Source organism: Aliiroseovarius sp. B-4 (assembly GCF_056857795.1).
On sequence record NZ_JBSXNV010000035.1, the window covers coordinates 225,378 to 247,010 of the forward strand.

The 21,633-nt window shown below is 59.4% G+C and carries 19 protein-coding genes; 9 read left to right on the forward strand and 10 right to left on the reverse strand.

The features are described from left to right. Positions 1 to 3: 3 nt before the first annotated feature. From AC13C8_RS08980 to AC13C8_RS09020, 9 genes are all read right to left on the reverse strand, one after another. Complete coding sequence (locus AC13C8_RS08980) at positions 4 to 849, reverse strand: SMP-30/gluconolactonase/LRE family protein (protein ID WP_482847084.1); 846 nt, start codon at positions 847 to 849, stop codon at positions 4 to 6. Continuing rightward, positions 846 to 1,451: a 2-dehydro-3-deoxy-6-phosphogalactonate aldolase gene (locus tag AC13C8_RS08985; RefSeq protein ID WP_482847085.1), complete on the reverse strand. Its 606-nt coding sequence runs from the start codon at positions 1,449 to 1,451 to the stop codon at positions 846 to 848. Before AC13C8_RS08985 ends, AC13C8_RS08980 begins: the two co-directional genes overlap by 4 nt. Continuing rightward, positions 1,448 to 2,362, reverse strand: a complete 915-nt coding sequence (locus AC13C8_RS08990) for a 2-dehydro-3-deoxygalactonokinase (protein ID WP_482847086.1) — start codon at positions 2,360 to 2,362, stop codon at positions 1,448 to 1,450. The genes AC13C8_RS08985 and AC13C8_RS08990 overlap by 4 nt, the downstream gene beginning before the upstream one ends. Further along, the gene (locus AC13C8_RS08995) at positions 2,359 to 3,126 is read right to left on the reverse strand and encodes an SDR family NAD(P)-dependent oxidoreductase (protein WP_091428763.1); all 768 of its coding nucleotides are present in this window, start codon (positions 3,124 to 3,126) and stop codon (positions 2,359 to 2,361) included. Before AC13C8_RS08995 ends, AC13C8_RS08990 begins: the two co-directional genes overlap by 4 nt. Beyond that, positions 3,126 to 4,841 (reverse strand): IlvD/Edd family dehydratase, encoded by a 1,716-nt coding sequence (locus AC13C8_RS09000; protein ID WP_482847087.1) that lies wholly within the window; start codon positions 4,839 to 4,841, stop codon positions 3,126 to 3,128. Before AC13C8_RS09000 ends, AC13C8_RS08995 begins: the two co-directional genes overlap by 1 nt. Then, a complete protein-coding gene (gene melA / locus AC13C8_RS09005; RefSeq protein WP_482847088.1) occupies positions 4,838 to 6,181 on the reverse strand; it encodes an alpha-galactosidase in 1,344 nt (447 codons plus the stop codon). The genes AC13C8_RS09000 and melA overlap by 4 nt, the downstream gene beginning before the upstream one ends. After that, positions 6,178 to 7,026 carry a carbohydrate ABC transporter permease gene (locus AC13C8_RS09010; protein WP_482847089.1) on the reverse strand — a complete coding sequence of 283 codons (849 nt, stop codon included), beginning with the start codon at positions 7,024 to 7,026 and terminating at the stop codon, positions 6,178 to 6,180. The genes melA and AC13C8_RS09010 overlap by 4 nt, the downstream gene beginning before the upstream one ends. Positions 7,027 to 7,031: 5 nt before the next feature. Further along, complete coding sequence (locus AC13C8_RS09015; protein WP_091428772.1) at positions 7,032 to 7,940, reverse strand: carbohydrate ABC transporter permease; 909 nt, start codon at positions 7,938 to 7,940, stop codon at positions 7,032 to 7,034. Positions 7,941 to 8,065: 125 nt separating this feature from the next. Then, entirely contained in the window at positions 8,066 to 9,319 is a 1,254-nt protein-coding gene (locus AC13C8_RS09020; protein ID WP_177179288.1) for an ABC transporter substrate-binding protein, read from the reverse strand. Between the two features lie 139 nt (positions 9,320 to 9,458). Between AC13C8_RS09020 and AC13C8_RS09025 the strand changes: the two genes are divergently transcribed. The 4 genes from AC13C8_RS09025 to AC13C8_RS09040 all read left to right on the forward strand — a co-directional run bounded on the left by AC13C8_RS09025 (position 9,459) and on the right by AC13C8_RS09040 (position 13,716). Next, positions 9,459 to 10,250: an IclR family transcriptional regulator gene (locus AC13C8_RS09025; RefSeq protein WP_177179289.1), complete on the forward strand. Its 792-nt coding sequence runs from the start codon at positions 9,459 to 9,461 to the stop codon at positions 10,248 to 10,250. An 18-nt stretch (positions 10,251 to 10,268) separates the two neighbouring features. Then, a complete protein-coding gene (locus AC13C8_RS09030) occupies positions 10,269 to 11,330 on the forward strand; it encodes an ABC transporter ATP-binding protein (protein WP_091428773.1) in 1,062 nt (353 codons plus the stop codon). Positions 11,331 to 11,413: 83 nt separating this feature from the next. Further along, complete coding sequence (locus AC13C8_RS09035) at positions 11,414 to 12,607, forward strand: AMP-binding protein (RefSeq protein ID WP_482847090.1); 1,194 nt, start codon at positions 11,414 to 11,416, stop codon at positions 12,605 to 12,607. Beyond that, positions 12,604 to 13,716 (forward strand): thiolase family protein, encoded by a 1,113-nt coding sequence (locus AC13C8_RS09040; protein ID WP_482847091.1) that lies wholly within the window; start codon positions 12,604 to 12,606, stop codon positions 13,714 to 13,716. The genes AC13C8_RS09035 and AC13C8_RS09040 overlap by 4 nt, the downstream gene beginning before the upstream one ends. Positions 13,717 to 13,723: 7 nt before the next feature. Here AC13C8_RS09040 and AC13C8_RS09045 read toward each other — a convergent pair whose 3' ends face one another. Further along, positions 13,724 to 14,401: a nitroreductase family protein gene (locus AC13C8_RS09045; protein ID WP_091428779.1), complete on the reverse strand. Its 678-nt coding sequence runs from the start codon at positions 14,399 to 14,401 to the stop codon at positions 13,724 to 13,726. A gap of 486 nt (positions 14,402 to 14,887) precedes the next feature. Between AC13C8_RS09045 and acs the strand changes: the two genes are divergently transcribed. From acs to AC13C8_RS09070, 5 genes are all read left to right on the forward strand, one after another. After that, a complete protein-coding gene (gene acs, locus AC13C8_RS09050) occupies positions 14,888 to 16,858 on the forward strand; it encodes an acetate--CoA ligase (RefSeq protein ID WP_482847092.1) in 1,971 nt (656 codons plus the stop codon). Continuing rightward, positions 16,858 to 17,541 carry an adenylate kinase gene (locus tag AC13C8_RS09055; protein ID WP_482847147.1) on the forward strand — a complete coding sequence of 228 codons (684 nt, stop codon included), beginning with the start codon at positions 16,858 to 16,860 and terminating at the stop codon, positions 17,539 to 17,541. The genes acs and AC13C8_RS09055 overlap by 1 nt, the downstream gene beginning before the upstream one ends. Before the next feature lie 60 nt (positions 17,542 to 17,601). After that, positions 17,602 to 17,862 (forward strand): DUF4212 domain-containing protein, encoded by a 261-nt coding sequence (locus AC13C8_RS09060; RefSeq protein WP_091428788.1) that lies wholly within the window; start codon positions 17,602 to 17,604, stop codon positions 17,860 to 17,862. 15 nt (positions 17,863 to 17,877) lie between these two features. After that, complete coding sequence (locus AC13C8_RS09065; protein WP_091428789.1) at positions 17,878 to 19,665, forward strand: sodium:solute symporter family protein; 1,788 nt, start codon at positions 17,878 to 17,880, stop codon at positions 19,663 to 19,665. Between the two features lie 103 nt (positions 19,666 to 19,768). Further along, positions 19,769 to 21,604, forward strand: a complete 1,836-nt coding sequence (locus AC13C8_RS09070) for a DUF294 nucleotidyltransferase-like domain-containing protein (RefSeq protein WP_482847093.1) — start codon at positions 19,769 to 19,771, stop codon at positions 21,602 to 21,604. Positions 21,605 to 21,633 lie beyond the last annotated feature (29 nt).

The window sequence follows — 21,633 nt, forward strand, 5'->3', positions numbered from 1 at the left end:
TTCTCACAGAATGACCTGATGCTCAGATTGGCCCTTGGTCGTGGTCGTGATCGCGAAGGTCTTGCCCGCCATGGCATCTTCGGTCAGCCCATCGGCGGCGGTGGTGACGAATAGCGTGCTCAGGTCTGGGCCACCAAAGGCCGGGCAGGACGCTTGGGGGGTGGGCAGCGCATAGGTGTCAACCAGGCAGCCATCCGGGTCATAGCAGGCGACCCGGGACGCGCCCCATTGCGCGTTCCAGAACCGTCCCTGTTGATCGACCACCGCGCCGTCGGGGCCGAAGGGTTCGTCAGACAGGTCCAGAAACACATCCGCTGCACCTTTGGGCCAGCCATCGCCATCCAGCGGCTGACGTAGGATCCGTCCGTCCATTGTGTCGGTGTAGTATGCGTGTCGCCCGTCTGGCGAGAAGCAAATGGCGTTGGTGATCGTGATATTCTCCACCAGCGTATGCAGCGCCCCACGATAATACCGATAGATCGCCCCAGTCCCGGGTTCCGCATTTCGGCCCATCGTGCCGATCCAGAACCCGCCAAAGGGGTCGGCGCGCCCGTCATTGGAGCGGGTATGCGGCATATCTTCTTCCAGCCCGACCAGCCGCTCGCGCGAACCGCTTTCGATGTCGAACCGCCACAGCGCCGAGCCATCCGCCAGAACCAGCGTGTCGCGATCCACCCAGCCAGCGGCTGAAACGCAATCGTCGAAATTCCAGTGTCGCTCGCCCTCACTATCGCGGGTCAAAAGTCGTTTTCCCAGAATGTCGAACCAGAAAAACTGTTCGCGTTCGGGGTGCCAGAACGCGCCCTCGCCCAGTTGGCAAATGGTGCTGGAAAAGACGTTAATGGTCATTTGGTAGCCGTGTCATAGGCCGCGACGATCTGGTCGGCGGCTTTGGCAACCTCGTCCGCAGTATGGCCCGGCTGGTAGATATTCGAGCCAAGGCCAAATCCGGTGATCCCGGCACTGATCCAGTTGACAAAATCCGCAGGGCCAACACCACCCACCGCATATGTGCGCGTGGCCTGGGGTAACACGGCGGACAGCGCCTTGAACCCGTCCAACCCAAGTTTGAAGGCGGGAAAGAACTTCAGCCCGTCAGCGCCTGCGCGCAGTGCGGCAAACGCCTCGGTCGGGGTCAGGACACCGGGATAGGACAACATGCCATGCCGTTTCGTGGCGCTGATCACGTCGGGGTTGGCATCGGGTGAAACAACCATGCCTGCACCGAGCCTGGCCAGTTGGTCCACCGCCTCCACGGTCAGAACAGTGCCCGCCCCGATCAGCGCGCGATCCCCGGCATGAGCGATCATACGGGTGATACTGTCGAAAGGGTTGGGAGAGTTCAATGGCACCTCGATCTTGGTGATGCCTGCATGGATCAGTGCGTCGGTGATGGCCACGGCCTCGTCCGGTTGGATGCCGCGCAAAATGGCGATGAGCTCACGGCTCATTTTGGCCCTCCTGTCAGGTGGTGAAAGGCCGCCGTCAGCCCTTCCAGAGTCAGGTCTCCGACATCGGCAGATCGCACCGCGACGCCCTGTTGTGCAAGCGCCCCGTGATAGGCATTGGCCAATTGCGTGGCGCCGATGACGACCACCTGTTGCCCAAGCCAATAGGGCTTTGCCGATGCCAGTTCCGCGCCGATCAACAGCGCAGACAGCCGCGCGCGGGCAGCCGGGGCGGACAGGTCGTGCAGCAATGCCTCGGCCCGCAGTGAAAACAGCTTCGCGGCAAGGTCGGCGGGCCGGGACAACGTATCGGAAAGGCCGGCGTCGAAGGCGGTTTGGTCCCATTCCGTGGTGTCGACCGAGTGGCGCAGCACGGATTGCTTGCCCAACAGCGCAAACATTTCACCCGTCATATAGGTGCGGAAACTGACGATCTCGCCGGCGCTGATATGCACCCATTTGGTATGCGATCCCGGCAGGCACAGGATGCCGTCAAAGGTCGGCTCGCGGGCCAGAAACCCGGCGATCTGCGTTTCTTCGCCGCGCATCACGTCGGCGGGGGTGTCTTGCTTGATGCCGGGCAGGATGTGCACCGCCAGCCCGTCCACCTGAAACCGGGTCGCCTGCGCAACACCGGGTGGCGGGCAGGGCACACTGGCATAGGGTGCCTCGGCCCAGCCTTGGCGCGACCCGGCCATGCCGCAGATGATCACCGGCAAGGCCTTTGCGCCCGGCACATCCGACAGCATGGCGCGCAGAGTCGGTTCGAATGTGCCACGCGCCAGCACGCCCATGCCCTGGTCGCTGCACCGGTGGTCCAGAACCTCACCCCTGTTGTCCATCAACCAGACGCGCAGGTGTGTGGTGCCCCAATCGACAGCGATCCAGTCGGGTTTGCTGATGGTGTCGTTCATCCCGACACCACCACGCCGCCATCAACGGCCAGTGATTGCCCAGTGATCATACGGCTTGCGTCAGAGGCCAGAAACAGGGTCGGGGTGACGATATCATCCGGGTCCAGATGCTTTTTCAGGCACTGCCGTTCCAAGTGGGCGGCAAGCGCTTCCGGGTCGGCCCAAAGCTCCAGTTGCTTTTGCGTCAGCACCCAGCCGGGAGCGAGTGCGTTGACGCGGATCTCGTCAGGACCGAATTCCCGCGCAAGGCTGCGGGTCATCCCGTTGATGCCGGAATTGGCGGTCGTATAGGCTGGATAGCCGGTGTTGCCCATCATGTAGCTGATGGATGTAAAATTTATGATCGCCCCGCCGCCCGCCTGCTTCATGCCGGGAATGACCGCCTGACAGGCAAAGAAATAGGCCTTCAGGTTGATTGACTGCGACCAATCCCAAAATGCTTCGTCCACGTCCAGTGTGGCATGGCGTTGATCATTGGCGGCGTTGTTGACCAGCACGGTGATCGGGCCATGCGCCTTGGTGCTGTCGGCGATCGCGGCTTTCAGAGCGGCAATGTCGGTGATGTCACATTGGATGAACAAGGGCCGATTGCCGGTATCGGCTTCCATCTGTGTCACAAAATCAGAGGCGTCCGTTCGGCCCACAAAGGCCACTTTCGCGCCTTGCCGCAGGAAGCCTTCGGTCAGTGCCGCCCCGATGCCGGAGCCGCCCCCAGTGATGAAGACGGATGCGCCGCCAAGGTCGGTAAACGTCGGGTGTGTCATCAGTGGCTCTCTCGCGTTACAAGGCGGGTGTCTTTCCCCACCAGAAAATCAAGGTCGGCGCCGTGTTCGGCTTGCAGCACCGTGTCGATATAGAGCTTGGCATAGCCGCGTGTGTAATGCGGTTTATCCGGGGTCCAGCCCGCGCAACGTGCTTCAAGTTCCGCTTCGTCCACCAACAGATCAAGTTTGCCGTTTGAGGCGCTGACACGGATACGGTCGCCGGTCTTGACCAGGGCCAGGGGACCACCGGCCTGACTTTCGGGCGAGACATGCAAGATTACCGTGCCATAGGCCGTGCCCGACATGCGCCCGTCCGAGATGCGGATCATGTCGCGCACCCCTTCGCGCACCAGCTTGGCCGGGATTGGCATGTTGCCGACCTCGGGCATGCCGGGATAACCTTTCGGACCCACACCTTTCAGCACAAGGATCGTGTCAGGCGTAACCGGCAGGTCATCGCGGTCAATATTTGCTTTCATGTCTTCGATATTTTCAAACACGAACGCCTCGCCTTCGTGTTCCAGCAGGCGATCGGTTGCCGCTGAGGGCTTTACGATGGCCCCATTGGGCGCGAGATTGCCGCGCAACACGCGCAGCCCCGCCGCCGACTTTACCGGATCGGCAAATGGCTTGATCACGTCGTCATTGTAGCATTCGGCCCCGTCCGCATAGGCGTTGATGTCACCGCCCAGAACGGTTCTGGCCGCGCGCAGATGTCGGGCCTTGGCCAGTTCCTGCATCACCACCGGCATGCCGCCCGCATAGCAGAAATCTTCCATCAGGTATTTGCCGGAAGGCATACAGTTGACCAACAGGGGAATGTCACTGCCCAGCTCGAAATCCGACAGGGACAGATCAACACCTACGCGCCCAGCCAGCGCCAGAAGGTGAACCACCGCGTTGGTCGACCCCCCCACTGCGGCGTTTGCCAGGATGGCGTTTTCAAACGCCTCTTTCGTCAGGATATCCGAGGGTTTCAGGTCCTCGTCGACCATTTCAACGATGCGTTTTCCGGTCAGATGCGCCAGCGCGGCGCGGCGGGCATCGACGGCGGGAAGGGCGGCGTTGGTGGGCAGGGACATGCCCATCGCCTCGACCAACGACGCCATGGTGGAGGCCGTGCCCATTGTCATGCACACGCCCTTGGACCGGCTCATGCCGGATTCCGCCGCCATGAAATCCTGCAACGTCATGTCGCCTGCGCGCACGGCTTCGGAGAATTTCCAGACATCTGTGCCGGACCCGATATCCTTGCCCTTCCACTTGCCGTTCAGCATGGGACCGGAGCTGACCACGATCGAGGGCAAATCGACCGATGCCGCGCCCATCAACTGCCCCGGCGTGGTCTTGTCGCAGCCACCCAAAAGAACAACACCGTCAATGCCATAGGCGCGGATCGATTCCTCGACATCCATCGCCAACAGATTGCGAAACAGCATCGCTGTGGGTTTCATCTGGGTTTCGCCCAGCGACATGACGGGGAATTCAACCGGGAAGCCACCCGCCTCCCACACGCCGCGTTTCACGGCCTCGGCCAGGTCGCGCAGGCCCGAATTGCAGGGGGTCAGTTCTGACCACGTATTGCAGATGCCGATGATCGGGCGCCCGTCAAAGGCGTGATCGGGAAAGCCCTGGTTCTTCATCCACGAGCGATGAATGAACCCGTCCTTGTCGAGCTTTCCATACCAGTTCTGACTGCGGCGTTTCTTGGTCATGCGGCTTTCCTTTTGCGCGCCCATTCGGGGATCCAGTCGCCATGTGCGGCCAGCAGATCATTGACCAGTGACCGGATCTGGCGCAGGTCCAGTTCGGCGGCGGTGTGGGGGTCCATCATGGCGGCATGGTGCAGATGTTCGGGGTTTTCGTCCAGCAGCGCGCGCACCGTCAATTCCTGCACATTGATCTGGCTGCGCATCAGCGCGACCAGCTGCGGCGGGATGTCGGTCACGACGCCGGGCTGCACCCCTTTCATGTCAACAAGACAGGGGGTTTCGACAGCCGCCCCCATCGGAAGTTGCGGGATCTGCCCGGTGTTGGGCAGGTTGCCATAGGCCGTATAGGGCTGGCCGGTGACGATGGCATTCATCATCTCGGCGGCAAACTCGTGGCTTTTCGGCACGTTGATCCCCGCCGCGGTTTTCAGGGCGACAGCCTGCTCTTTCCACTCTGCCTGCTGTTCGACACAGCGTTTGGGATATTCATCCAGCGGGATGCCAAATTCTGAAATCAGATCATCGCGCCCGTCCTTGATGAACCACGGCACGTATTCGGCCAGATGTTCAGAGCTTTCGGTGCAGAAATAGCCCAGATGCTCCATCACCTCATAGCGCACCTTGTTGCCACAGCGTGGCATCAGAAGCGGGGGTTTGGGCAGGGTGCCGGACCGATAGCCATTGCGCAGGGCGGGATAGAGGTTGCTGCCGGCAGCATCCTCAAGCCGCAGGAAGAACGCCACGTGGTTGACGCCTGCGACCTTGAAGCGGATGTCGCCCTCGGTCATGTCCAGATCATGGGCCAATTCCTGAACCGTGTTCTGCACGGAATGGCACAGACCCACCTGTTTGATATGCGGGAACCGTTCGGCAATGGCCCAGGTGTTGATCGCCATCGGGTTCACATATTGCATCAGAAGTGCATCCGGGCAGACCGCTTCCATATCCGCGCAGACAGACCAAAGATGCGGCACGGTGCGCAAACCGCGCATGATGCCGCCGATGCCCAGCGTGTCGGCAATGGTCTGACGAAGCCCGTATTGCTTGGGCAGGTCGAAATCGGTGATCGTGCAGGGATCGTAGCCGCCGATCTGGAACGCGGTGACGACGAAATCGGCGCCCTCCAATGCGCGGCGCTGATCGGTATAGGTTTCGACCGTGGCGCCGGTGCCCATCGTGGCGACCATCTTTTTCGCCACCAGTTCGCTTTCCGCCAAACGCGTGGCGTCAATATCCATCAAAGCAATCGTGGCGTTTTTCAACGCCTCGAAATGCAGCATGTCGCCGACAATGTTCTTCATGAAGATTGTCGAACCCGCACCTATGAAGGTGAGTTTGGTCATTTAACGGCTCCGAGTGTTAGACCTGCGATAAAGTGGCGTTGCATCAGGAAGAACATCGCCACGGGGGGAAGGGCGGCCACGATGCTGCCCGCGCTCATCAAGTGGTACTGCGCCACGAATTGCGAGTTGAAGGATGTGATGCCCGCCGTCACGGGTTGTGCATCTGGCCCCTGCGTCAGCACGATGGCCCAGAAATAGTCGTTCCAAATGAAGGTAAAGATCAACACGGCCAGCGCGGCGATGGCGGGCTTCATCAGGGGCAGAACGACATACCAGAAGATGCGCCATTCGGCGACGCCTTCGACGCGGGCGGCCTCGATCAACTCATAGGGCAGGGCGCGAATGAAGTTGCGCATGAACAACGTGCAGAACCCGGTCTGGAACGCGATGTGAAACAGCACCAGGCCCAGTTTGGTGTCGTATAGCCCGGCGGACACCGTCAGGTCGCGCACCGGCACCATCAGGATCTGGAATGGCACGAAGTTGCCTGCGATGAACATGAAGAAGATCAGCAGATTACCCCGGAAACGATAGATGCCAAGCGCAAAGCCGGTCATGCAGGACAGGGCCACCGCGCCGATCACGGTCGGCACCGTGATCAGGATCGAGTTCCACATGTAACGCGGCATGTCCGATTCCAGAAAGACCTTGCCGTAATTGGTGAAAAACTCGAAGGACGAAGGCATGCCCCAGTAGTTTCCGTTGGAAAAATCCGCAAGCGGCCGGATCGAGAGCATGGCCACCGCGATCAGCGGCAGAAGCCACATGATCAGGGCCAGCGGCACCAGTGTCTGATAGGTGATCTGCACGCCGCGCGACCGTTTATCTATGGGGGTTGGAAACATCTGTCTTACCTCCGTGCCGCTTTCTCGTCGCGATACATCGACCACAGGAAGTAGCCGATGAAGACGAGCATGATCAGGAACAGCACAACGGCGATGGCCGAGCCATACCCCATGCGGAAACCGTATTCCGACAAGGCTTTTTCAAACATGTAGAAGCTGAGGACGCGGGTTGACCCGAAGGGCCCGCCATTGGTCATGACCGAGATCAGGTCGAAGGACCGCAAGGCGCCGATGATGGTGACGACGAACGCGATGAAGGTGGCCGGTTTCAGCTGCGGCAGGATTATATGCCACAACATGCGCCAGCCCTTCGCGCCGTCCAGCCGCCCGGCCTCGATCTGTTCGGGGTCAACGGCATTCAGCCCGGTCAGATACAGGATCATGCAATAGGCCGTTTGCGGCCAAAGACCGGCGGCGATGATGCCATAGGTCGCCAGCGTCGGGTCGCCCAGCACGTTGATCGTGTCCAGCCCCACGAAGCTGAGCAGCGCATTCAACAACCCTTCCCGCGGAAGGTAAAACCATGAGAAAACGAGACCGACAACGACCTGGCTCAGCACAAAGGGGAAGAAGAACAGGGACTTATAAAGCCGCATACCGCGAATAGTCTGGTTCAGGAACAATGCGATAAACAGACCTGCCGGGATTGCCAGAAGGTAGAGTGCCAGCCATTTCACGTTATTCCACAGCGATGTTTCGAACGCGCGGTCGGTCATCAATTCCTGATAGTTGCCCAGCCCGATATAGGTTGCTTCTCCCAGCCCGTCCCATTGGTAAAGCGAGATGTTGAAGCTTTGAAGGATCGGGCTGATGACATAGATCAGAAAGAACAACACGCCGGGCAAAAGGAACAGCAAGGGTGTCAACGTCATGCGGTTGCGCCTGACCCAGCTCATATCATGTGCGGTGGACATCGCGTTCCTCCCTTAAACACGTCACGGGAAAACCCTGATGGGGCTTTCCGGTATCGTGCAGGCTGCATGCGGTGGGGTGTGTGCGCCCCGCGAGTGTTAAACACGGGGCGCACCAACGTGAGTGGTTACTTGTAGATACGTTTGCGTGCAGCTTCCAAGCGATTCAGGATGTCCTCAAGATTGTCGGGGAACACCATGAATTCCTGAAGACCTTCCATGCCAACCGATGCCATTTCGGCGGGGAAGTCACGGTCAAAGAACTGCGCGATACCACCGGTTGCGTTCTTCGACAGCATTTCAAAACCCTGCTGAAGGAACTCGTCATCGCCGACCGATGCGTTTGCATTGACTGGCAGTTGGCCAAGGCCATCAGCGGCGTTGATCTTGGTCTGAACATCAGCCGAGGTCACATATTGCAGGAACGCGCGGGCCGCTTCCTTATTCGTGGCGTTCGAAGCGATGTGGAACGTGTCGGTCGGCGCGTCCTCGCCCATCGGCACATCGGCGATCTTCGGGAACTGATAGAAGTCGATCTGATCGTCTGTCAGTCCCGCTTCGCGCAGGTGCGGCACGGCAAAGTTACCGATCAGGTAAGCTGTTGCTTCTCCTTTGACCACGAAGGGAAGGGCCTCTTGCCAACTATAGGTCTGGTGGTCTTCGATATAGGCGCCCATGTCGATCAGCTTGCGCCAGTTGGCAAAGGTTGCGCGCACTTCGTCCGACGTCCAGCTTGCTTCACCGGTGGCCAGTTTCATATGGAAGTCGAAACCGTTGGTGCGCATGTTCAGATAGTCAAACCAGCCACCGGCGGTCCACAGGAACTTCGATCCGATCGAGTAACACTTGCGACCCGAATCAAGGATTTTCTGGCAGTTCGCGATTTCTTCGTCGAAGGTTGTCGGCTCGCTCAGACCCAGCTCGTTGAAGATGTCTTCGCGGTAATAGATGCCCCATTGATAGTAGGTATAGGGCACGCCCCACTGCTTGCCATCCAACGTCATCGCGCCTTTGACGCTGTCCAGACCCGGCAGGTCGCCATTTTCATACATGTCCGAGATGTCTTCGAACAACCCGGCGTTTACATAGGGGGCCATGCGGTTTGCCGCATACCAGTTGATCACGTCAGGTGGATTTGCAGTCAGAGCGTTGCGAATCTGGCTTTTCCACGCCTCGCGGTCCACGACTTCCAATTCGACGGTCAGGTCAGGATGCAGTGCATCGAAGTCAGCGGCCAGCCCTTCCATGATCGCCCGCGGTGCGGGATTCGACATGTCAGATATAATGCGCAGCGTGCCAGACAGGTCTTGAGCCATGGCTGTCGTAGCCAGGCCGACTGTCACCGCAAAACTTGCTGCGGACAATTTCAGAGATTTCAGCATGAGGTTCCTCCCAAGGTATTCAGCTGTCATTTATGGTTCCATATGGTGGAACTTAATTTCAACAGTTGAAACTATGCGCGGAGTCCGTTACAGATGTCAACAGTTTCATCGCAGAGACAAATCAAGGGAGGAGGCGAAGATGGGTGCAATGGACAAGTCCACGCAAGCTGCGGACGGAACTGTCGGCAAGGCGCTTCAGGTGCTTGATATGGTCGCCGAAAAGGCGCGCCCTGTGCGGTTCAATGACGTTCTCGCCGAAAGCCCGTTTCCGAAGGCCACGCTATATCGCCTGCTGCAAACGCTGACCAGCCAGGGGATGTTGTCTTATGATGAAGAACGGCAGACCTATGCGCCCGGGATTCGGCTGGTTCGTCTGGCGCACGCGGCCTGGAGCCAAAGTTCGCTTGCCCCTGTTGCCCGCCCGTTTCTGGATGATCTGTCGGCCGAGATCGGTCAGACCATTCACTTGGCCCAACTTGATGGCGGCCAGGTTCTCTATGTTGACAAACGCAACGCGGCGACGCCCATTGATATGTTTTCACAGGCCGGGAAGATCGGGCCGGGATATTGCACCGGGGTTGGCAAGGCCATGATCGCCTTTCTGAAACCCGAGGCGCGCGAAGATGCGATAAAGCGACAATCATTCTTTCGGCATACCGACAACACGCTGACCACCGCCGAGGCATTGCGGACCGAACTGGATACGATCCGTGAAGACGGGGTGGCCTTTGACCGCGAAGAACACGAGGTGGGCATCAACTGTATCGCGGCCCCTATTCTGTCCAGCAACGGACGGGTCATTGGGGCGCTGTCCATCACCACGTCCAGACAAGATTACAACATGGACGACCTCACGCAGTTGCGCCCGCAGCTTCTGAGCACCGCCGCAAAAATCGCCGAGGCTGCCGAAGCATGGCAGTTTCCGGGCTAACAAAGAAGGAATGTCCGCATGTCAGGTGTGACGCTCTCTAACGCCGTCAAGAAATACGGGGATGTTCAGGTCATCCACGATATCGACCTGCAAATCGACAATGGCGAGTTCTGTGTGTTCGTTGGGCCTTCTGGATGCGGCAAGTCCACGCTGCTCAGGATGATTGCAGGGCTTGAAGAAACCACATCTGGCCAGATCAGGATTGGGGAACGGGATGTGACGCGGGTCGATGCGTCGGAACGTGGGGTGGCGATGGTGTTCCAGACCTATGCTCTCTATCCGCATATGAGTGTTTCGGAGAACATGGGGTTCGGCTTACGGATGAACGGTCATCCGAAACAGGTGATTGCAGAAAAAGTCGCGGAAGCCAGCCGCATCCTGCAACTGGACGACTATCTGGACCGCAAGCCCAAGGCCCTGTCTGGCGGTCAACGCCAGCGGGTCGCCATCGGGCGCGCCATCGTGCGCGGACCCGAGGTGTTCTTGTTTGACGAACCGCTGTCCAACCTCGATGCCGAGCTGCGGGTCGACATGCGGGTCGAAATCGCCCGGCTTCACAAGGAAATCGGCGCGACGATGATTTATGTCACCCACGACCAGGTGGAAGCGATGACGCTGGCCGACAAGATTGTCGTTTTGCGCGCCGGTGTGATCGAACAGGTCGGCAGTCCCATGGACCTGTACAAAGACCCCGACAACAAGTTCGTAGCGGGCTTCATCGGGTCGCCTGCCATGAATTTCCTGAATGGCACGGTGCGCGGTGGGAAGGTTGTTCTGTCTTCACTGAACAACCGCGAAGTGACCACGGAAGTGATGCTGCCTGCCGAAGGCTCACGCGTCATCGTGGGCGTCCGCCCGCAGCATCTGAGCATCAGCGCAGGCAATGGCGGTGCTGTGTTGGACCTGCGCGAACGGTTGGGCGGGGTGTCATATGATTACCTGATCGCCAAGACCGGCGAGAAGATCATTGTGGAAAACCGGACCGAAGACACGCTGCCAGAATCCAGCGAGGTGATTGTCGGGTTCGGTGACGGGGATGCCATGTTCTTTGACGCGACCACTGAAAAACGTCTGCGCTAAGGGCGTGACCCGCCCGAAAGGGTTGGCGAACATCAAAGCTCCATCGCATAGTGCTGTGCAAATCGCGTGGCAAGGAAACCGATGTGACCGGCACTCTTTTTCGGAAAGATATCTCAAGCACCGTGTTGGTGCCTGGCGAGGGGCAGTCTGCCATCGGCACTGAAACAGCGCGGGCGGTGGCAATGGTGGTGGGTCTGCTGCGCCGTGGCGAAAGCCTGATGATGACGCAAACCGGTGCGGTCACCACGGCCCAAGGCGACGGCCAATGGTTGATGGTGCAAAGTGCAGGGTCCACAGGTGCGCCAAAGACCATTCGGCGCAGCCCCGCCTCGTGGGTCGCCAGCTTTGACGTAACGCGTCGCCAGTTCGGTATCGGCCCGAACGCGCCCTATGCGGTGCTGGGCGCGATCACCCATTCCCTGACCCTCTATGCCGTGCTGGAGGCGTTGCATATCGGCTGCGACCTCTCTGTGCTGACCGGTCTAAAGCCCCGCTCGCAGGCGCGTGCGCTCATACAGGCCGGGGCGCGGGTGCTCTATGCCACGCCGACCCAGTTGCGCCTGTTGACCGCTGCAACGACCGAGCCCGTTCCCGGAGTGCGCTGGATCTTTTGCGGGGGCGGCACGCTCGACCCGCAGACGCGGGCGCAGGTCAGTCAGATGTTTCCCACTGCCACCCTGCACGAGTTTTTTGGCGCGTCCGAGACGAGTTTCATGACGATCAGCGATGCGGAAACGCCGTCGGGGTCGGTCGGGCGCGCTTATCCCGGTGTTGATCTGCAGGTTCGCGATGCACAGGACCGCGACACGCGCGACATTGGCGAGATTTGGGTGAAAAGCCCGTATCTGTTTGACGGCTATGTTGATGGTGACAGCCCGGACACGAGGTGGAAAAACGGGTATTTGTCGATCGGTGAAATGGGTCGGTTGGACGATGCGGGAAACCTGACCATTCTGGGGCGAAAAAGCCGGATGGTGACGGTGTCGGACCAGAATGTCTTTCCCGAAGCGATTGAGGCACAGATGCGCGCGGTGCCCGGCGTCGGACATTGTGCAGCCATCGCGGTGCGTGATGCGCGGCGCGGCCATGTCATCATCGGCGTTCTTGAAGGTCAGCAAGATGACGCGCTGGCCGCGCGTGTTCGGACCCACTGCCGCGCCACACTGGGCGCGCAGAAGACGCCCCGGCGCATTCTGTTCGTCGATCGGATGCCCCTGCTGACCGCCGGAAAACCCGACCTGATCGCCCTGGGCCACCAATTGGAACAGCTTGCATGAGCACTGCCTGCATCATCGCCGCCCGACGCAGCGCAACCGTCCCGCAGGGCGGGGCGTTTGCCGCCGTTGACATCCATGATCTGGCCGCCCCGGTCGTTCAGGCAGTGCTTGCTGATGCCGGGCTTGGGGAAGACGAGGTTGGCGAGTTGATCCTGTCCAACGCGCTGGGTGCAGGTGGCAATCCGGCGCGACGCGCCGGGTTGGCCGCTGGGTTGCCAGAGCGGGTCTCGGGGCTGACAATAGATCGTCAATGTTGCGGCGGTCTGGATGCAATCCTGCTCGCGCGTGCACTGGTCGTGTCAGGGCAGCATGACATCGTGCTTGCGGGCGGGGCCGAAAACTATTCACGCCGCCCACTCAGGTCGCGGACTTTCGCGGATCGACGTCCACCCGAGCCCTATGATCAGGCGCCGTTCACCCCCTGGCCGGATCGTGACCCGGATATGGCTGACGCGGCGGACGCGTTGGGCCGAAAGCTGGGGGTGTCACGGCGCGAACAGGATGATTGGGCGATGGACAGCCACGCGAAGGCGATGCGCTGGCAGGATCAAAGTGCAGCGGCAGAGATCGTTCCGCTACTTGGCACCACCCGCGATGCCTTCACCCGAAAGTTGACCCCACGCCTGTGCGCCCGTGCGCCTGTGGTGTCTGGCGACATCACGGCGGCAAACATGGCGGTAGCGGCAGACGGGGCGGCGTTTTGCCTTGTGGTGTCGGAGCGAGTGGCCAAACGGTTGGCGCGTCCTGCGGTGCAAATCCTGTCCGGCGCAACCGTCGGCGGCGACCCGGTCTTGCCCGGTCTGGCTCCGGTCGCCGCCATTGCCGCATCGCTTGAGGAGGCGCGATTGACAGCAGCCGACCTGACACGTGCCGAGATCATGGAAGCCTTCGCGGTTCAGGCCATCGTCTGTCAACAAGGCGCGGGTCTTGCGCGTGAGATCGTCAACACTGACGGCGGCGCATTGGCGCGCGGTCATCCGGTGGGGGCGTCTGGTGCTATCCTTGCGGTGCGTCTTTATCATCAGTTGACCACGCAAGGGGGGGCGGGATTGGCCGCGATTGCGGCTGCGGGTGGATTGGGCACGGCGGTGGTTTTGCGCTCGGTTTAGGGCAGGATCAGTCGAAGCCGCGAAAACTCGTGAATTCCTCAAGCGTGGCGCGCGCGGTGCGAAACTGGTTTTCGGGCGCGGTTTCATCGGCGACGCCCACCGCAATACCGCACACCACCATTTCGTCGTCCGGAAGGTGCAAATGATTGTGCGCAACCGGGCCATAATTGGCCAGGGCACCGATTCCGGTAGCGCCAAATCCCTGATCCTCGGCAGACAGCAGAAACGACATCAGAGACATGCCAAGGTCCATAAAACAGCCTTTGCCCATATCGCGCCGGATCGTCACCACGATGCCGACGGGGGCATCGAAAAAGGCATAGTTGCGGGAAAACTGCGCGCGCCGCGCCTCGATGTCGCGTCGTTCGATGCCAAGGGCTGTATAGAGCGCATAGCCTGCGGCCCGCTGGCGGGCTTTCAACTCGGCAGGCAAAGGGGTCGGGAAATAGGTGTATTCGGACGCGTGTGGCGTGTTTTTCTTCTGCGCGTCTTGCAATGCTGCGACGAGCTTCCGCAGCGCCGATCCGGTCAGCACATGAAACCGACCCGGTTGCAGGTTGGCCCCGCTGGGCGCGCGTCGGGCCGCACGGCACATGCGTTCAATGGCACCGCGTGGCACCGGGTCGGGGGTGAAAGCGCGGGTTGATCTGCGGCTATCCAGCAGGTTTTCAAATGCACGGGACATGGGGCACCACGAGTTGTTGTCCGGCATTGGTAAATGATCCCGCATGCGGCGTCCATGTGGGTGGCTCTTCGATCCAAAATCCGCGCCCGTGCCGACGTGAAAACCTCGCAGAATCTTATAGAAGATTCCCTTGCGGCTGGACTGAGGCGCAGGGAGATTCTTTACAGGTTGAGCTGGTTCTGCCCGTTTTGCGGTCATTAATGACTGCGTGCGAAACATTGTTAGCGAAAACCGGCGGTCAGCTTTACAGATCGTGCGGCGACCTCTTCACAGGCAAACACCAGCGTTTCTATAGAAAATTCACCATTCAAGTAAATTATTTACACTTGTCGGGTCGCGTAGTTAAACAAGTTTACAAAAAAATTGTTGTTTGCTGAAGGGTTGTCCCACTATTTTCAGCATCAACGGAAATCGGGCTGTTAACACTTGGGTTTTCGTGGATCGCACGATCAGCGCGATCCGGAGGAATAATTGGGAGGACCTTGCATGTCGTCGGAAAACACGGCCGATAAAACTTATGCTCCGTCAGCTGAGTTTGTCGCGAACGCTCATATTGATGCTGCGAAATACAAAGAGATGTATGCCGCTTCGGTGAACGACCCGGAAGCGTTCTGGTCCGATCAGATGACACGACTGACATGGTCCAAGACCCCCACCAAGATCAAGAACACCACCTTCAAACATCCGGATGTGTCGATCAAGTGGTTCGAGGACGGCGAGTTGAATGTCTCGGAAAACTGTATTGACCGCCACCTGGACACACGCGGGGATCAGGTCGCGATCATCTGGGAATCCGATGACCTCACCCTGGACAAGAAAATCACCTATCGCGAACTCCACGAAAATGTGTCGAAGCTGGCCAATGTGATGAAGGGGATGGGCGTCAAGAAGGGCGACCGCGTTGTGCTCTATCTTCCCATGATCCCCGAGGCTGCTTATTCAATGCTGGCCTGCGCGCGGATTGGTGCGATCCACTCGATTGTTTTTGCGGGTTTCTCGCCTGAAGCACTGGCGGCGCGTGTCGCGGGCTGCGAGGCGTCGTTGGTTATCACAGCCGACGAAGCCCCGCGTGGCGGGCGCAATACGCCCCTGAAAACCAACGTGGATGCGGCACTGGATCATGGCGACCTTGGCAATACCCCGGTTCTGGTGGTTGAGCGCACGGGCGGCGATGTGCCGATGGTTGCCGGGCGCGACCATTCCTATGCCGCGCTGATGGCAGACGCGTCTGCCGATTGCCCTGCCGAGCCGATGAATTCAGAAGACCCGCTGTTCATCCTTTACACGTCTGGCTCGACCGGTCAGCCGAAGGGCGTTCAGCATTGTTCCGGCGGCTATCTGCTGTGGGCCGCGATGACCCATGAGTATGTGTTCGATTATCACGAGGGCGACATCTATTGGTGCACCGCTGATGTGGGCTGGGTCACTGGCCATAGCTATATCGTCTATGGCCCGCTGGCCAATGGCGCGACCACGCTGATGTTCGAAGGTGTGCCGACCTATCCTGATGCGGGCCGGTTCTGGGCCGTGTGTGAAAAGCACAAGGTGAACCAGTTCTATACCGCACCGACAGCCATCCGCGCCTTGATGGCCCGTGGCGAGGATTTCGTCACCAAATACGACCTGTCCGACCTCAAGGTATTGGGCACTGTGGGCGAACCGATCAACCCCGAAGCATGGAATTGGTACAATGACGTTGTCGGCAAGGGCAAATGTCCCATCGTTGACACGTGGTGGCAGACAGAAACCGGCGGTCATTTGTTGACCCCTCTGCCCGGTGCGACTCCGACCAAACCCGGATCGGCCACGACGCCGTTCTTCGGCGTGCAGCCGGTGATCCTTGAGCCCACCACGGGCGAAGAGATCACCAGCACCGAGGCCGAGGGCGTGTTGTGCATGAAAGACAGCTGGCCCGGCCAGATGCGCACGATTTTTGGCGATCACGAGCGTTTCGTGGCGACCTATTTCGCCGACTACAAAGGCTATTACTTCACCGGTGACGGTTGCCGCCGCGATGCGGATGGATATTACTGGATCACCGGTCGCGTGGACGATGTGATCAACGTCTCCGGCCACCGCATGGGCACCGCCGAGGTCGAAAGCGCGCTGGTGGCGCATCCCAAAGTGTCCGAAGCGGCCGTGGTCGGCTTCCCGCACGACATCAAGGGGCAGGGTATCTATTGCTACGTCACCCTGATGGACGGCGAGGAATACACCGACGATCTGAAGACCGAGTTGCGCAACTGGGTGCGTCAGGAGATCGGCCCAATTGCCAGCCCGGATTACATCCAGTGGGCACCGGGCCTGCCGAAAACCCGTTCAGGCAAGATCATGCGCCGCATTCTGCGCAAGATCGCCGAGGATGATTTTGGCGCGCTGGGCGACACATCGACACTGGCCGATCCGTCGGTGGTGGATGATCTGATCGACAACCGCATGGCCAAGGACAAAGCATGATGGACGCGGCAACGAAAACCGCGGCACCCGTCCTGATCCTGCTTGGACCGCCTGGGGCTGGGAAGGGCACCCAGGCGCGGATGTTGGAGGAGACATTCGGGCTTGTGCAACTGTCCACGGGTGACTTGCTACGCGCGGCGGTTGCGGCCGGGACCGAGGCCGGGAAAGCCGCGAAAGCCGTGATGGAAGCGGGCGAACTGGTATCGGACGAGATCGTCATCGCCATTCTGCGCGACCGTTTGACCGATGCGGATTGCACCAAGGGCGTGATTCTTGACGGCTTCCCCCGCACCACCATTCAGGCCGAGGCACTGGACGCGCTGTTGGCCGAAGGTGGTCAGAAGATCAATGCCGCCGTCAGCCTTGAGGTTGACGACGCTGCGATGGTGAACCGTATTTCGGGTCGCTACACCTGTGGCACTTGTGGCGAAGGATATCACGACGAATTCAAGCAACCTCTGCAAACCGGAGTTTGTGACAAATGCGGCGGCACGGACATGAAACGCCGGGCCGACGATAACGCCGAAACCGTGGGCAGCCGTCTTGTGGCTTATCACGAACAAACGGCACCGCTCATTGCCTATTACAAGGGCAAGGGCAGCCTGAAAACGGTCGACGCGATGCTGGGCATCGACGAGATCTCGGGCAATCTGAATGCGATCGTTGAGGAGGCGATTGCATAAGAAAGGGACAGGCCGGTTCGCATAAGCGCCCGGTCAGTGGAACGTTAGGGAGGTGGCTTCATGGCCGAAAACTCATCCAACTCAGCATATTGGTCTGCCAATGTGCGCATCATTTTGATCAGCCTCGTGATATGGGCGCTGGTTTCCTTCGGGTTCGGCATCCTGCTGCGCCCAATGCTGTCCGGGATCGCCGTCGGCGGAACCGATTTGGGCTTCTGGTTTGCTCAGCAGGGGTCGATCATCGTCTTCCTCATTCTGATCTTCAACTATGCCTGGCGCATGAACAAGCTCGACCGTGAACACGGCGTCGACGAAGAGTAAGGGAGACTGGAATACATGGATCAGTTTACACTTAACTGGCTGTTTATCGGCGCGAGCTTCGCACTGTATATCGGCATCGCAATCTGGGCCCGTGCGGGCTCGACATCAGAATTCTATGCCGCAGGGCGTGGCGTTCACCCCGTCACCAACGGGATGGCAACGGCGGCTGACTGGATGTCGGCGGCCTCGTTCATTTCAATGGCTGGCCTTATCGCCTTCACCGGCTATGACAACTCGACCTATCTGATGGGTTGGACCGGCGGCTATGTGCTTCTGGCCCTGCTGCTTGCGCCTTACTTGCGCAAGTTCGGCAAATACACCGTGTCGGAATTTATCGGCGATCGCTTCTACAGCCAGACGGCGCGTATCGTGGCCGTTATCTGTCTTATCGTTGCCTCGACCACATACGTTATCGGTCAGATGACTGGTGTTGGCGTGGCCTTCGGTCGCTTCCTTGAGGTCGACAACACGACAGGTCTGCTGATCGGCGCAGCGGTTGTGTTCGCATATGCCGTGTTTGGCGGCATGAAGGGCGTGACCTATACGCAGGTGGCCCAATATGTCGTGTTGATTATGGCCTATACCATTCCGGCCATCTTCATCTCTCTGCAACTGACCGGCAACCCGATCCCGGCCCTCGGTCTGTTCGGTGATCACGCAGCATCTGGCGAGCCTCTGTTGGCGAAGCTGGACGCGATTGTGACAGAACTGGGCTTCAATGAATATACCGCCCACTACGGCGATACGTTCAATATGCTGCTGTTCACACTGTCGCTGATGATCGGTACGGCTGGTCTGCCGCACGTTATCATGCGCTTCTTCACTGTTCCCAAAGTGTCCGACGCGCGTTGGTCCGCGGGCTGGGCGCTGGTGTTCATCGCGCTGCTTTACCTGACAGCCCCTGCCGTTGGTGCCATGGCACGTCTGAACATCTCGGAAATGATGTGGCCCAATGGCGGCATCGAAGGTGGCGCTGTGACCGTTCAGCAGATCGAAGAAGATCAGCGCTATGATTGGATGGAAACCTGGCAGAAAACCGGCCTTCTGGGCTGGGAAGACAAGAACGGCGATGGTGCGATCCAGTACTATAACGACTCCAACGCTGAACTTCAGGCCATCGCTGCCGAAAAAGGCTGGGCCGGTAACGAACTGACCAACTTCAACCGTGATATCCTGGTTCTGGCTAACCCCGAGATTGCCAACCTACCCGGTTGGGTGATCGGTCTGGTTGCAGCTGGTGGTCTTGCAGCCGCGCTGTCGACCGCTGCCGGTTTGCTACTTGCGATCTCGTCGGCTGTATCGCACGATCTGATCAAAGGTTCGTTCAATCCGGGCATCTCGGAAAAAGGTGAGCTATTGTCAGCACGTATTGCCATGGCCGTTGCGATTGTTGTTGCAACCTATCTGGGTCTTAATCCTCCGGGCTTCGCGGCACAAACCGTGGCACTTGCCTTTGGTCTGGCAGCTGCGTCGATTTTCCCGGCGCTGATGATGGGTATCTTCTCGACCAAGGTGAACAACTCCGGCGCGGTTGCCGGTATGTTGGCGGGTCTGACTGTTACCTTGATCTACATCTTCATGCACAAAGGTTGGTTCTTCATCCCGGATACGAACAGCTTCACCGATGCTGATCCGCTTCTGGGTACGGTCAAGTCGACTTCGTTCGGCGCGATCGGTGCTGCGATCAACTTTGCGGTGGCCTATGTTGTGTCGGGTATGACCAAAGAAACGCCTGCACATATTCAGGAACTGGTTGAATCGGTTCGCGTTCCGCGCGGCGCCGGTGCGGCACAGAACAAGTAAAAGGCCAGGGCGAGGGGTCGATGCGACGCCCCGCCCCCTTTCATTCCTGTCCCGTCCGGTGCACACCGGGCGGGACATTTTAGTTCAGAAAAGGCCCGTTCGAATGCCGTTGACCCAGGACCAGATCCTTCGTTTCTTGCAATCCGTGCACCCCTATGACGTCCTGCCACAGGACACGTTGGCTACGCTTGCTGCGCAGATCGAGCCACGTGCCGTTGCATCCGGCGATCCCATTTACGAGCTGGGCGACAAGCTGCCGGGCATCTTCATCATTCATGCGGGCGAAGTCGAGGTTACAGACGAAAACGGCGAGACCGTCAGCCAGTTGGGTGTGCGCAATTCATTCGGCGAACGTGGCCTGTTGCGGGACGGTCGCGCGGTGACCAAGACGCAGGCGGTGACGGAGGCAATCTTGCTGATCCTGCCCGTTGACGCATTCCGGGACCTGATCAAAACCCATGACCCCGTGCGCCGGTTCTTTGACCGTTCGCGCGCAGACAGGCAGGGCAAACAAAGTCAGCAAAGCCTTGCCACCACGCAGGTTGATACGTTCATGGCCCGCAATCCGATCACCTGCGCGCCGGATGCAACGGTGCGTGATGCCGCCATCCTGATGCGTGACCATCGGGTGTCGTCACTGTGCATGACCGACGGGGACACGCTGACCGGCATCCTGACCACCCGTGATATGTCGGGCAAAGTGGTCGCCGAGGCCTTGCCCAGCGACACCCTTGTTTCCGCTGTTATGACGTCCAATCCCATCACGCTGGCCCCTTCTGCGATCGGGTCGGACGTGTTGCATGTGATGATGGAAAAACGCATCGGACATCTGCCCATCGTCGAAGGTGACAAGCTGGTTGGCATCGTCAGCCAAACGGATCTGACGCGGTTTCAGGCTGTCAGCTCAGCCGAGTTGGTGCGCGAGTTGGCGCAAGCCGTCGATGCGCTGGAAATGCGCGCCGTGACGAAACGCATTCCGCAACTTCTGGTGCAGCTTGTCGCGGGTGGAAGCCCCCATCAGGTCGTGACCCGCCTGATCACCGATATTGCCGACACCGCCACCCGCCGTCTGGTCGCACTGGCCGAAGAAAAACTCGGCCCTGCCCCCGTGCCTTACCTGTGGCTGGCCTGTGGCAGCCAGGGGCGGCAGGAACAAACCGGCGTGTCAGATCAGGACAATTGCCTGATCCTGTCCGATGACGTGAGTGACGCGGATCGCGATGGCTATTTCTCCGAACTGGCGAAGTTCGTCTGTGACGGGCTGGACACTTGCGGCTATGTCTATTGCCCCGGTGACATGATGGCCAGCAACCCGCGCTGGCGCCAGCCGCTATCGGTTTGGCGTGGTTATTTTGAAGGGTGGGTCGCCAAGCCCAGCCCGGAAGCGCAAATGCTGGCCTCGGTCATGTTTGATCTGCGTCCGATTGCGGGTGACGCGCGGCTGTTTGGCTCTTTGCAGACGGACACGTTGGCGATGGCCGCAAAGAATTCGATCTTCGTGGCGCATATGGTGTCAAATGGTCTGAAGCACACGCCTCCGCTGGGGCTGTTGCGCGGGTTTGCAACCATTCGGACGGGCGAACACAAGAACCGCCTGGACATGAAACACAACGGCGTCGTGCCCATCGTTGATCTGGGCCGTATTTATGCGCTGCAAGGGCAATTGACCGAGGCTAACACGCGGGCGCGGCTGGTCGCGGCCATGAATGCCGGCGGTCTGAGTCAATCCGGCGGGCAGGACCTGTTGGATGCCTATGACCTGATTGCCGAAACTCGGCTGGAACATCAGGCCGAGCAGGTGAAAGAAGGGCAGGCGCCTGACAATTATCTGGCACCGTCCGCGCTGTCAGAATTTGATCGCAGCCATCTTCGTGATGCGTTTGTTGTCGTGAAATCAATGCAAAGTGCCATTGGGCATGGGCGCGGAATGCTAAGCTGACGCTTGGCGCGTGCAATGGAAGGAATGTG